The organism is Mesorhizobium sp. M0296, from assembly GCF_040321675.1.
Taxonomy (GTDB): Bacteria; Pseudomonadota; Alphaproteobacteria; order Rhizobiales; family Rhizobiaceae; genus Mesorhizobium.
On sequence record NZ_JAMYRZ010000012.1, the window covers coordinates 147,248 to 159,339 of the forward strand.

The following is a 12,092-nucleotide window of genomic DNA, read 5'->3' on the forward strand; positions in this document are numbered from 1 at the left end:
TTTCGCATCCAGCAAACCATATTCACCCCCCAAAGTGCCTAACTGCGGCTGCGTGGGTAAGTTCCGGCTGGAGCAGCGGAGATCACAGAATGGTTACCCCGCCCTGGCCCATCAGGTCGGGCTGACCGGAAACCATCGAACCCTCCATACGTTCGGATGAGGTCACGTTCTGTTTCACCCGGATAAGCATCATGACCATCCCCCACCCCATCCCATTCGCCGCCGGTCCGGCGTTGCCTTCTGGTGGACGATGTTCGTCGGCGCGCTGCTGACGATCCTCGGCCTGCTGATCGGAGGGGGCGGTGCCTGGCTGATCGCGCTGGGCGGATCCTGGTACTATCTGCCCGCCGGGATCGCCCTGCTGGCCGCCGGCAGCCTGCTGCTTGCCGGCAATGCCGCCGGTGTATGGCTTTATGTCCTGACCTGGCTGGCGACCCTTGCACCCGGCGGCCACCATTTCACGGAGACCAGGATCGGCGACGACATCATTGCCTACGCACTGCCAAAAAGCTGACGCCCGACGATGACGGCTTCGCGGGATGCTTCCATCCTGATCGTCGGTGCCGGCCCGACCGGGCTGACGGCGGCAGTCGAACTGGCAAGGCGCGGCATTGCACCTCGCATCATCGACCGCAAGGAAGGCCCGACGCCGCTCGCCAAGGCGGTCGGCATCAGTTCGCACAGCCTCGACATCCTTGAATCGTCCAAAGTCGCTGCCCGATTGCTCGCCGAAGGATTGAAAATTCGCCGAGCCCGTTTCTACTTCGAAGGACGAGCGCTCGGCGAGATCGATTTCTCGATCCTGCCGCACCGCCATAATTTCCTGCTGTCGCTGCCGCAGCGCGACACCGAATCGCTGATGACCGATACGCTCAAGGGATTTGGCATCGACGTCGAATGGCGAAGCACATTTGTCGGCATGGCCGAGCACAAAGGCCGGGCCGAGGTGCGGATCGAGGCGCCAGACGGCCGTGACGAGGCAAGTTTCGATCTTGTCTTCGGAGCCGACGGTGCGCAAAGCACGGTGCGTGATGCCATGGGCATCGGCCTCGATGGCTACACGCATCGGCGGCAATGGAGCATTGCCGACGCCGACATCGACGATTGGCCCTATGAGCCGATGGCCGCCCACGCGTTTCTCCACAAGGACGGCGACGTCGGTTTCGTCATCCCGATCGGCGAGAAGCGCTATCGCGCGGTCTCCAACACCGAGGATGCGCTGGCCCGCATCCCCGGCAATTACCGGATCACGCGGTTGTTGCGGACCGACCGCTTCCATATTCCGGTGCGACAGGCACCGCGTTATCAAACCGCATGCGCCTTCCTGGGAGGCGATGCCGCGCATGTGCATTCGCCGCTGGGCGCGCGCGGTATGAATCTCGGCATCGAGGACGCCGCGTCATTCGCCAGGCGTTTCGTCGAAGGCACGCTTGCCGGCTACACAAGCGAACGCCACCCGGTAGGGCAACGATGGATCACGCTCAGCGAGCGCATCCTGTCGCTGGCCCAATCGGACAACGGCATCATGCAAGGCGTCAGGAACGCGGCCTTTAGCGTCGTCGGCCATCTGCCGCTGCTGCAACGGCCGCTGCTGGAGCGTGTCGCCGGGCTCAAGGAATGACGTGGTCGCATAAACCTTTTCGCCGGACATGCGTTGTTGGGTTTCAAGCCAGGGAGACGACCATGCAGATGAAATCGGAAATCGCCGGCGAGGCCGCCAAGCAGCGGCATATCCAGCGCCGTATCGACGAGAAGGACAAGTCCAAATCCAATGGCAAGCAAAAAGGTGCCATGCAGGCCGGCGCCCGCAAATATCCCGAGCCGCCTTTCCCCGAGCAGCACCAGCCGAAGCCGGGGCATGAATGGGCGATCGAGCCGGCGCCGCTTTACGATGCGCCGTACTATATCGGATCGAAAAAGCTCGACGGCAAAGTGGCCGTCATTACCGGCGGCGATTCAGGCATCGGCCGTGCGGTGGCCGTGCTCTATGCGCGTGAAGGCGCCGATGTGGCGATCGTCTATCTCTCGGAGGATAGGGACGCCAAAGATACCAAAAGGGCCGTCGAAGCGGAAGGCCGGCGCTGCATCCTGATCAAGGCCGACGTCAGCGAACGCAACCACTGCCACAACGCGGTGGCTGAGATCGTGCAGGAGTTTGGGCGGATCGACGTGCTGGTCAACAACGCCGCTTTCCAGATCCACTCCAGCGATTTCAGCGAGCTGACCGAGGAGCATTTCGACACGACGCTGAAGACCAACCTCTACGGCTATTTCCACATGGCGCAGGAGGCCGTGCCGCACATGAAACCCGGTTCGGCGATCATCAATACCGGTTCAGTGACCGGCATCGAGGGCTCGAAGCAACTGGTCGATTACTCCATGACCAAGGGCGGCATTCATGCCTTCACCCGCGCGCTCTCGGGCAACCTTGTCGAGAAGGGCATAAGGGTCAACGCCGTGGCGCCAGGCCCGGTTTGGACGCCGCTCAACCCCTCGGACAAGGAAGCCGGCGATGTTTCGAAATTTGGCGCTGACACGCCGATGAAACGGCCGGCCCAGCCGGAGGAGATCGCGCCGGCCTACGTGTTCCTCGCCTCGCCGCACTGCTCGAGCTACATCACCGGCGAGATATTGCCGATCGTGGGCGGCTACTGACGGCATGTATTTCATTGCCCTGGCCACTGACTATGACGGCACGCTGGCGCATGAAGGGGTCGTTACCGAGAAGACGCTTGCGGCGCTTGAACGCTTCAAGAAGAGCGGGCGCAAACTCATTCTCGTCACCGGGCGCGAGCTGCCCGACCTGAAACGCGTCTTTCCCGAAGTCGCGATCTTCGACAAGGTGGTCGCGGAAAACGGGGCGCTGATCTACACGCCGGCCAGCGAGGAGGAGCGGACGATATCTCCGCCGCCCGCCCCCGAGTTCATCGCCAAACTCAGGAAACGCGGTGTCAAACCGCTTTCGGTCGGACGCTCGATCGTCGCAACCTGGGAACCGCATCAGGCTACCGCGCTCGAGGTCATCAAGAAATTGGGGCTGGAGCTGGAAATCATCTTCAACAAGGGCGCGGTGATGATCCTGCCCAGCGGCATCAACAAGGCGACCGGGCTGACAGCTGCGCTTCAGGACCTCAGATTGTCGCCGCACAACGTCGTCGGTGTCGGCGACGCCGAAAACGACCACGCCTTCCTGCGCGCCTGCGGCTTCAGCGTGGCCGTCGACAACGCACTGCCGGCAGTCAAGGATACGGCGGATCTCGTGACACGCGGCGCGCGCGGAAAAGGCGTCGAGGAACTGATCGCCAAGGTGGTCGAGCGCGATCGCGAGCTTGTGCCGAACCGCGACGGCATTCTGCTTGGCTCGGAGGATGGCAAGGAGGTGTATCTGTCGCCAACCGATACGGTGCTGATCGCCGGCAGCTCCGGCATCGGCAAATCGACCCTGGCGACCGCACTGACGGAGCGCTTCGTCGAGAGAAAGTTCCAGTTCTGCATCTTCGATCCGGAAGGCGACTATGACGGCCTCGAAGGCGCCGTCCGGCTGGGCGACGGCTCGAACGCGCCGACGAAGACGCAGTTGCTCGATCTCCTGGAGAAGCCGGACAACAATCTGGTCGTCAATGGCCTGGCGCTGCGCGTTAAGGAGCGGCCGGACTTCTTTGCCGACCTGCTGCCGGGCCTTGGCGGTGTTCGCTTCCGCACGGCACGACCACACTGGCTGATCATCGACGAGGCGCATCACCTCTTGCCGAAGCGGCGCGACGACACGCCAATGGTGCTGGCCATGGAATTGCCGGGCACGATCCTGATCACGGTTCATCCGGACGCGATCTCAACCGAGGCATTGCGGCTGGTCACCGCCGTCATCGCACTCGGCCCCAAGGCGAGAAAGGTCATCAAGACGTTCTGTCACGAGACCGGCACCGAACCGCCAAAGGACAAGAACCTGAACTCTCCAAAAGATGAGCGCGTGCTGTTCTGGCGGCCGCAGGCGCGCAAGAAACCTGCCATGGTCGAGCCGATCGAACCGCGACAGTCGCTCAAGCGCCACAGCCGCAAATATGCCGAGGGCCAGCTGGACGAGAAGGGCAGCTTCTATTTCCGCGGTCCCGACAATGCGATGAACCTCCGCGCCCATAATCTGATGATTTTCGCCCAGATCGCCGAGGGCATCGACGACAGGACCTGGGAACATCATTTGCGCGCCGGCGACTATTCCGAATGGTTTCGCCACCAGATCAGGGACAAGGAACTGGCGCGCGAAACCGCCGAAGCGGAGAAAGACGGCACACTTTCGGCGCAGGAGAGCCGCAGCCACGTCCTGGACGCGGTGCGCCGCCGCTATACCGCGCCCGCGACCGCGCCGAAGGAATAGATGCAAACGGCGCCCAGCCGGTCCAAGCCGGCTGGGTTCGCCTCGTGGTCGATCTCCGTCCCGCCTCGGCAGACGGCCGAGTCCCAGTCGGTTCCAACCGTCGATGGTCCATCGTGGAACCTCATCCGCCAAACGAGATTGTGTTCTATCGGGCGCCAGATCTATTCAATGCTGAATAATTGCCCGAAAGGAGACGATGGATGAGCAACGACCGGGACAAGGATGGTCCTGTCTTTTCAGCGGAACAGGCGCGGCAGGGCGAGATCATCCTGCGGACGCGGGCGCGCCGGATCATTTTCATCGCCGGCCTAGTGGGTCTCGTCTTGCTGGCATTGCTGGTGTGGTGGATTTGAATTCCTGACGGCTGGAGCGAAATCATGAAATCACAGCTTGTTGCCGAAAGCGCCGGACAGAGAACGTTCGTCGTTGTGCTTGATCCCGGCGAAGAGGCGTTTGCGCAGCTGACGTCATTTGCGGTCGACCGTGGCGTCGGCGGCGCGTCGCTGACCGCGCTCGGCGCTTTCGAAAGCGCAACCGTCGGCTGGTTCGACCCTGGAGAAAGAACCTACCGGAAAATCCCCGTCCGGGAACAATGTGAGGTGCTGAGTGCGATCGGCGATGTTGCCATCGGCGACGACGGCAGGCCCAGCTTGCACGTCCACGCAGTCCTTGGATTGAGTGACGGCACCACGAGGGGCGGTCATCTGCTGGACGGCATCGTGCGGCCGACGCTCGAGGTCACATTGGTGGAGACGCCTGGCCATCTGCGCCGCAGGCACCGTCCCGAACTCGGCGTCGCCCTGATCGACTTGGAGGCTTGATCCGAGCCGATCACTTCGTTGATTTGACTGCGGCCGTTTCGGGTACGACCTCCCAACCGAAGACGCTGCGGCCGCCGAGCAGATGCGATTGCTCGAACTCCCCGGCGACGATTTCCTTCAGGCTTGGGCCGGTGACATAGCGCTCGACCTGCCTCGACTGGTCGTCCAGCCGCCGCAAGGCGCCGATCTCTTCGTCACGGCCGAGCCTGGCCTTCTGGACAGCCGACTTCAGTACGCCGATGGTCTCGTCATAGACCTTCAGCGGCACGGGGAACGGGTGCCTGTCCTTACCGCCATGCGCCAGCGAGAAACGGCCTGGATCGGAAAAACGGCACGGCGCGCCATGCACGACTTCGGCGACCAGCGCCAGCGCCCGCACCGTGCGCGCGCCGACATTGGGCACCAGGAGAAGCCCGGCGAAATCTGTCGGGCCGCGCTCGGCCGCCGCCGCGATGTTGCCGTGCAGGCGGCGCATGACGACATCGCTTTCGCGCACATCGTGGTGCGCCGGCATCACCAGATGCGGCAGCAGCTTTTGTGCCGGCTCCGGCGCTGGCGCCGAACCCCGCTCCAAAGCGGCAAGCTCCCTCACGATGCGATCCGGTCCAAGGTCGTGCAGAAGGTCCAGTTGTCCCTGGCGCGACGCTTCAGCGCGGCGGTCGGTCAGGTTGACGATCTCGCCCTGGTTGGCGCCCTCGATGGCAGCATGCGGCTGGTCGACAAAGCTCTTCAGGCCTTCGGACAGCCAGTGATAGCGGCGCGCCACCTTGCTGTCGCCGTTCATGCCCTGCTGCACCACCACCCACTTGCCGTCGTCGGTGACGATAAAGCCGTGCAGATAGAGATCGAAACCGTCCTGGACCGCGGCGCTGTCCACCTTGGCGACAAGCCGGCTGGCAGTCGCGAGGCCTTGCCCGTCGAGGCCGACACGCTCGCCGATCAGGGCAAGCTCGTGCGGGGTCTTGCGCGAATGCGCGCCGCGGCCGCCGCAAACGTGGATGCCGAGTTCGCCGGAAAGCGACGACAGACCGCGCTTCAACGCTCCGACGACGCTGGTGGTGATGCCGGAAGAGTGCCAGTCCATCCCCATCACGGCGCCAAAGGACTGGAACCAGAACGGATGCGCCAGCCGGCGCAGCAACTCATCGCGGCCGTAATGGTGGATGATCGCCTCGCACATGACCGCGCCAAGCCGCGTCATGCGGTCGCCGAGCCATTTCGGCACGCGTCCGCCGTGAAGTGGAAGATCAGCACTTCCCGATCGCTGTGCCACGGTCTTTTGCTTGCTCCTTGAGTCCTGCCTCGACAGATAGGTATCGAAAGGGGTGTGGAGAAGCTATGGCCTGATTCAGGCCGCGATCGTTGCAAGCCGCCAGCTAGCGGGCAGGTTCGCTGAGGAGATCAAACTTCTGGATCTCGCAATGCTCGCCCACCGATGCCAGCAGATCCATCGGCGGTGCGCCCGTGTCGGGCCGCCTCCAACTGATCTCGAACGAGAACACAGGGTCCTTGAGATCTGGGCGCCTCTCTATTGCGACGAGGCGTGCCTGGTAGCCAAGCGGCCCGATGAGCGCATCGAGCTCCTGTCGAGCCGCGGCCTTCCACGTCAGCGCCAACTGGGCATGGTGTTCGCGCGACATTCGAAGGTCCACCCATTTCAGGACCAGCAAGGTGGCCAGCGTCAGCGCCGTGCCGGCCGCGCCCAAGCCGTATTGGCCACCACCGAAAGCCAATCCGATCGCCGTCATCACCCACAACGTGGCCGCCGTGGTGACGCCGCTGACAAGATTGCCGCGGCGAAGAATGGCGCCACCGCCGATAAAGCCGACGCCGGTCAACACGCCCAGCGGAAAGCGCAAGACGTCCATCGATGCAAACGAATCCGGGTGCTTGCCAACGGTCTCGAGCAGAATACTGGCCTGGATCATTGTGATGGCGGCGGCCAATCCGACCAGCACGGTGGTGCGTAGCCCCGCCGCGTGCCCGCGCGCCTCGCGGTTGAGGCCTATCAACAGGCCGGCGAGCGCGGTCAGAAGCAGTCGTGCCGCGATGTCCTGCCAGACCGGAACAACGAGGAGCATCGCGGTCACCCGTCAGGCCAAGCGCTGCTGGCCAGGAATCGCGCCAGGGTCAAAGCGAACAAGGGCAAGAGCGTCTTCATCGCAAATTCTTTTCGTCGATAAGCAACAAACGATGCGCTTGGATTTTGGTTGCGCCGCCGACGATTCACCCCGGCGATAGGCAGCGGCGGAACAAAACCTTCGGCCTGCGGGTTGGTGGGTTCACGCCAACGAAGGATTTGCAGTCATGGTCCGCTTGCTGCTTGCCGGAGCCGTCGCTTATCTGGCCTATCGCATCACCAAGGAGATCGGTGGGTCCGACGAGGTCGATCCGCGGTCGCCTTCACCCGACCAAACCGGCCGCAAGGTGCCGAGGCGGGAAAGCGGGGCGCAGGGGAATGGCCGACGGCGGTAGCGAATGCCTCAGCGGCGGCGCGGACCAGCCATGACCGCATTTCCGTTGCCGCTCGACCTTCGTCCGATGGAAGCCAAAGCCGCCGACGCAATTCCTGGCGGCGACCGGCTTTGGCAGTACGAACCGAAATGGGACGGGTTTCGCTGCCTCGTGTTCAAGGGCGACGATGCCGTCGATCTGCGTGCAAAATCGGGCAAGCCGCTTGGCCGCTATTTTCCCGAACTGGTCGCGGTGCTGCGCGATGTGAGGTCGCGGCGGTTTGTTGCCGACGGCGAAATCGTCATCGAGGTCGACGGATCGTCCTCGTTCGAGGCCCTGCAAATGCGTCTTCATCCCGCCGAAAGCAGGATCCGCAAGTTGAGCCTCGAGACGCCTGCCATGCTGGTCCTGTTCGACATGCTGGCCGAACCCGGCGGCGGGATCATCATCGAAGAGCCTCTCACCACCAGGAGGCAGGCGATTGAGGCCTTTGTCGCGTCGGCGGCACGGCCCGAACTGCACCTGTCCAAATATACGCACGACGCCGCTGCCGCCGAGCGCTGGCTGCAAGGCGCCGGCCATGGCTCGACCGACGGTGTCGTTGCAAAACTGATCGCCGGGCCATACCGGCCCGGCGAGCGCGCCATGGTCAAGGTCAAGCGGCTGCGAACTGCGGATTGTGTGGTCGGCGGCTTTCGCTATCTCGCCGGCAGCAACGAAGTCGGATCCCTGCTGCTTGGCCTCTACAACAACGAAGGCAGGCTGGACCATGTCGGATTCACCTCGACCATCGGCAAGGACGACAGGGCGGCGCTAACCAGACAGCTGGAAAAACTGCGGGCCAAACCGGGTTTCACCGGCAAGGCGCCGGGCGGGCCAAGCCGCTGGAGCACGGAGCGCAGCGGACAATGGGAGCCGATAAAGCCTGAACTGGTGGTCGAGGTTCGTTTCGACCATGTGACAGGCGACCGGTTCCGGCATGGAACCAAGCTATTGCGCTGGCGGCCGGACAAGCAGCCCCGGCAATGCACGTTCGAGCAGATCGAGTAAGTCCGTCCCGAGGCACCGATTCAAGCTCTTGCTGCCCCGTCCTGCCGTTCATGACAGACCAATGCAGAATTCACCGGTTCACCGCGGCCAACCGAGCCTTGGCAACCATTTCCGAGGCTCGGTTGCGGTTTTGAAATCAAGCGGCTTCTTGCATTGCGCGTTCGTTGACACCGCTTTCGCCGAGCTTGGAAAGCGCTTCGTCGGTCGCGACCTCTTCCTTGAGAGTTGCCCTGAGCAGCTCGACAACGTCGCTCTTGCCGAGTTCTTCCGCCCACGCGATCAAAGTGCCGTAGCGAGCGATCTCGTAATGTTCGACGGCCTGCGCCGCGCCGACAAGCCCGGCGTCGAGCGCGGGAGCACCGTTATACTCCTCGAGCACTTCCGAGCCCTCTTCGATGATGCCGTCAATCGCCGGACAGGTCTTGCCGCGGGCCGGCTTGCCGAATTTCTCGAACACCTCTTCCAGGCGGTCGACATGTCCTTCGGTTTCCATGCGGTGTTTCTCGAAGGCGGCGGTCACTTCTTCCGACTCCGCGCCCTTGGCCATTTTAGGCAGCGCTTTCAGTATCTTCTTCTCGGCGTAGTAGAGGTCTTTGAGCCCGTCGAGGAACAGATCCTCAAGGCCCTTGCTTGCCGCCTTCGCGGCCTTTTTCGTGGTCGCCATGATCCTCTCCCGAATGGTTGGTGCCGCCTCGCAAAGTAGAGGCGTCCCATAACCCTCCGACGGGAAACAAGTTCCCTGACGGTCCGGGAGCTTTGAAAATTTTTCCGACCCGCCGTGTAGTGTCGCAAGGGGCCTCGACCTGCGGCAGCAATCGGCCAGGAAAGCGCCGCGTCAGCGCTCGCCGATATGCTCGACCAGGCGGGTATATTCGGCCTCGGCCAGGCCGTAGCCGCCATCCGCCAGTGCGACGAGACCATCGCGATCGCGAATGATAATTTCGCCGCGGCGGGACCGGATGAGCCCTCGCCCCTCGAGCAGCTGCAGCGCGACCGTGACACCCGGACGTCTTACGCCAAGCATGATCGACAGGAATTCGTGAGTGATCGTCAGCCGGCCGCCGTCCACCCGATCGTCACACATGAGCAGCCAGCGCGCCAACCGGTCTTCAAGTTTCGATCGCGCGTTGACCAGCGCGGTATAGCCAGTCTGGACATGCAGATATTGCACGTAGCGCAGCAAGAACAGCCGCAGCGTCGGGCTTTGCGTCAGCGCCGCCTTGAACGGCTCGGCGTCGATCCTGGCGGCTTCTCCCGCCAGCTGCACATAGCAATCATGGACCGTACGGTCGTCGCCCATTATCAGGGCCGAGCCGGTCATACCTTCCAAGCCGACAAGGCCAACTTCCGCATCGCTGCCGTTCGGCATTTTCGCAACCACCGAACCGATGCCGTCCTCGAGGAAATAAATGGCCTCGATCGGCGATCCGGACACTTCGAGCGATTGCCGTAACTCCAGCGAACAGCGCTCGATGTGCGGCTCGAGAGATGCGAAATCGCCGGCGCTCATCCGGCGCAACAGCTTGTTTCTGTATAGATTTCTATTGGAAATTGCTGGATCAGACATAGCTGGCCCCAAAACAGGGCAAGAGCTTTTTTATCTCCCAGCCGTCCGCGCCCGGTATAACCTGCGGACGATAATGCTCATATAAGCACTGAAAGGTATGGAGCCTATTAAATAAAAAAATGAATCGATGCACGGCACTTTCTCCTGCCGCTTGCCTACGAAAACATCCGACTGAAAGTTAGAGTTGGAAACGTACCAAAGACGGTTTGGTACGAAAACGACAATTGAGGTCACCGGACGCGAAAGAGCCCGTCGCGAGGGATGCAACGGGCTCCATTCGGGCGTCGTGGGCTACGCCCAATGATCCAAATGAGGGGTGGGTTGGATCGCAGCAACAATGCAGGTGCAAGGCAGTCGTTCCCAAACTGTCTGTTTGGTAATTTCCGTACATTGAGTTTGGACGAGAGCGGCGCTAATTGAATTGGAGTCGTCCACACAGACATGGCGAGTGGACGCTTGAAAGACGCTTCGCGCTTTCGCCCTTTTTCAAGGGAGGATGGCATGTCGATGCAAGGTGCAGCAACTCCAGCCGAACTGAGCGTGCTGAAAAAAGCGCTCGACGACTGCTGCCGCGAGTTGGGTGTTGCGGACGACAGTCCTGTCCGCGAGCGGTTGGCCGCCCGTATCATGTCGCTGTTCAACGAAGGCGTGCTCAGCGCCGATCTGAAAGAAGCGCTGGCCGCCGATCGCCAACACTAAGCTGCTGCTATGGTGGTGTCCTCGGTGCCGAAAGGTTCGGCACCGGGTCGCTCTTTTTAGCCAGGGATCCTGGTTGGCCAAGGATCTTGGAAATCTTGTCTCCAAAACGCCCGGCGCTTGTTGCCAAGCGGCAGGCGTTTTTGTCGCGAGCGTGACACTAAGGCGCGTCGCGTTTGACTGGCCTCATGCGATGCGCTTTAGGTACCTGTTTTATGCATGTCGCTATCACAAAACCGCTGCACACTTTTGCGCGACATGCATTAAATGCGCCCAAGCAGGACCAGGATAATGACGATAAGCAGCACGAGGCCGAGGCCGCCACCACCGTAATAGCCGGTGCCATAGAACGGTCCGCCGCCCAAGCCGCTGAAGCCGCCAAGCAAGGCAAGGACCAAGATAATGATGAGAATGGTTCCAAGGCCCATGATGTCTGCTCTCCTTGTTTGCGCTGCCGCCATTCGCATCAGCGCGTCGCATTGTACAAAGGTATGAACTCGCAAGGAGCATTCCTGTTCCGGCGGGGCGGTAAGGCGTACGCTCATGCGGCGAGCAAAATGCCGGGCTGTGCCGTTAGAAAAGTCCACAGATGCGTGCCCGCGGAGAATGGCATGGCGGCCACCTTGAACACCTGAGAACATGCTGAATTTCATGGGGAATTTGTCGGAACCTTCGCCCGCCCGAACGGTTGTTTTCGTAGTCGCAACGCGACGACCCTCGTAAAAAGGAGAAGCATCATGCTCACGAAAATTCTCGCAGCTTCGGCGCTTACGATCGGTCTGGCCACGTCAGCGATGGCCCAGAACGTCGGCGACCCGTCCGGAGCCGTTGCCGACGGTAGCGGGCGGACGGTCGTAGTCCCGGATAATGGCGGCCCTGACACCGGCACGGATTCGACCATCACCAATAGCATTCGCGATTTCTCAACGACGAATTCGAATGCCGACCGGAATTGCCCGCCGGGCCCGCAGGGGGCTCTGCCTGATGCGACCGGCAAGGCTCCGGGCACGATGGCGCCGACGGTGAACGACAACCACTGCGGCAAGTAAGCGCCCGGTCATCACAGCCTGAGCCGGGGGGGGGGGGGGCGCTAGCGCGCCCGGCCGGGGGGGGGGGGGAGTACACAAAG

The 12,092-nt window shown here is 62.2% G+C and carries 15 protein-coding genes; 10 read left to right on the forward strand and 5 right to left on the reverse strand.

Annotated elements, in window-relative coordinates; all coding sequences use genetic code 11:
* The first annotated feature begins 250 nt into the window (after positions 1–250).
* The 6 genes from NKI97_RS14545 to NKI97_RS14570 all read left to right on the forward strand — a co-directional run bounded on the left by NKI97_RS14545 (position 251) and on the right by NKI97_RS14570 (position 5,196).
* Positions 251–514, forward strand: a complete 264-nt coding sequence (locus NKI97_RS14545) for a hypothetical protein (protein ID WP_352834822.1) — start codon at positions 251–253, stop codon at positions 512–514.
* Between the two features lie 9 nt (positions 515–523).
* A complete protein-coding gene (locus NKI97_RS14550; protein ID WP_352834825.1) occupies positions 524–1,621 on the forward strand; it encodes an FAD-dependent oxidoreductase in 1,098 nt (365 codons plus the stop codon).
* Positions 1,622–1,683: 62 nt separating this feature from the next.
* Positions 1,684–2,655, forward strand: coding sequence for an SDR family oxidoreductase (locus NKI97_RS14555; protein ID WP_352834828.1), 972 nt, complete (start codon positions 1,684–1,686; stop codon positions 2,653–2,655).
* Positions 2,656–2,659: 4 nt separating this feature from the next.
* Positions 2,660–4,375 carry an HAD family hydrolase gene (locus NKI97_RS14560; protein WP_352834831.1) on the forward strand — a complete coding sequence of 572 codons (1,716 nt, stop codon included), beginning with the start codon at positions 2,660–2,662 and terminating at the stop codon, positions 4,373–4,375.
* Between the two features lie 200 nt (positions 4,376–4,575).
* Complete coding sequence (locus NKI97_RS14565) at positions 4,576–4,728, forward strand: peptide ABC transporter permease (protein ID WP_352457805.1); 153 nt, start codon at positions 4,576–4,578, stop codon at positions 4,726–4,728.
* 24 nt (positions 4,729–4,752) lie between these two features.
* On the forward strand, positions 4,753–5,196 hold the full coding sequence (locus tag NKI97_RS14570) for a PPC domain-containing DNA-binding protein (RefSeq protein ID WP_023677099.1): 444 nt from the start codon (positions 4,753–4,755) through the stop codon (positions 5,194–5,196).
* A 10-nt stretch (positions 5,197–5,206) separates the two neighbouring features.
* Here the strand turns inward: NKI97_RS14570 and NKI97_RS14575 are convergent, their stop codons facing one another.
* Positions 5,207–6,469 (reverse strand): DUF763 domain-containing protein, encoded by a 1,263-nt coding sequence (locus NKI97_RS14575; RefSeq protein WP_352834834.1) that lies wholly within the window; start codon positions 6,467–6,469, stop codon positions 5,207–5,209.
* A 103-nt stretch (positions 6,470–6,572) separates the two neighbouring features.
* Positions 6,573–7,277 carry an MgtC/SapB family protein gene (locus NKI97_RS14580; RefSeq protein ID WP_031194456.1) on the reverse strand — a complete coding sequence of 235 codons (705 nt, stop codon included), beginning with the start codon at positions 7,275–7,277 and terminating at the stop codon, positions 6,573–6,575.
* 226 nt (positions 7,278–7,503) lie between these two features.
* Here NKI97_RS14580 and NKI97_RS14585 point away from each other — a divergent pair, with 226 nt between their 5' ends.
* Together NKI97_RS14585 and NKI97_RS14590 are read left to right on the forward strand one after the other, a co-directional pair.
* The gene (locus NKI97_RS14585) at positions 7,504–7,671 is read left to right on the forward strand and encodes a hypothetical protein (protein WP_023677102.1); all 168 of its coding nucleotides are present in this window, start codon (positions 7,504–7,506) and stop codon (positions 7,669–7,671) included.
* Between the two features lie 30 nt (positions 7,672–7,701).
* Positions 7,702–8,700 carry an ATP-dependent DNA ligase gene (locus NKI97_RS14590; protein ID WP_352834836.1) on the forward strand — a complete coding sequence of 333 codons (999 nt, stop codon included), beginning with the start codon at positions 7,702–7,704 and terminating at the stop codon, positions 8,698–8,700.
* Between the two features lie 136 nt (positions 8,701–8,836).
* On the opposite strand, the gene NKI97_RS14595 is transcribed toward NKI97_RS14590, so the two are convergent.
* Together NKI97_RS14595 and NKI97_RS14600 are read right to left on the reverse strand one after the other, a co-directional pair.
* A complete protein-coding gene (locus tag NKI97_RS14595; protein WP_023677104.1) occupies positions 8,837–9,364 on the reverse strand; it encodes a YciE/YciF ferroxidase family protein in 528 nt (175 codons plus the stop codon).
* Between the two features lie 171 nt (positions 9,365–9,535).
* Positions 9,536–10,210 carry a Crp/Fnr family transcriptional regulator gene (locus tag NKI97_RS14600; RefSeq protein WP_502894902.1) on the reverse strand — a complete coding sequence of 225 codons (675 nt, stop codon included), beginning with the start codon at positions 10,208–10,210 and terminating at the stop codon, positions 9,536–9,538.
* 558 nt (positions 10,211–10,768) lie between these two features.
* Here NKI97_RS14600 and NKI97_RS14605 point away from each other — a divergent pair.
* Complete coding sequence (locus tag NKI97_RS14605; protein WP_292655400.1) at positions 10,769–10,966, forward strand: hypothetical protein; 198 nt, start codon at positions 10,769–10,771, stop codon at positions 10,964–10,966.
* 260 nt (positions 10,967–11,226) lie between these two features.
* Here the strand turns inward: NKI97_RS14605 and NKI97_RS14610 are convergent, their stop codons facing one another.
* On the reverse strand, positions 11,227–11,391 hold the full coding sequence (locus NKI97_RS14610) for a DUF3309 family protein (RefSeq protein ID WP_023677107.1): 165 nt from the start codon (positions 11,389–11,391) through the stop codon (positions 11,227–11,229).
* 309 nt (positions 11,392–11,700) lie between these two features.
* Between NKI97_RS14610 and NKI97_RS14615 the strand changes: the two genes are divergently transcribed.
* Positions 11,701–12,012: a hypothetical protein gene (locus NKI97_RS14615; protein ID WP_352834839.1), complete on the forward strand. Its 312-nt coding sequence runs from the start codon at positions 11,701–11,703 to the stop codon at positions 12,010–12,012.
* The last annotated feature ends 80 nt before the right edge of the window (positions 12,013–12,092 follow it).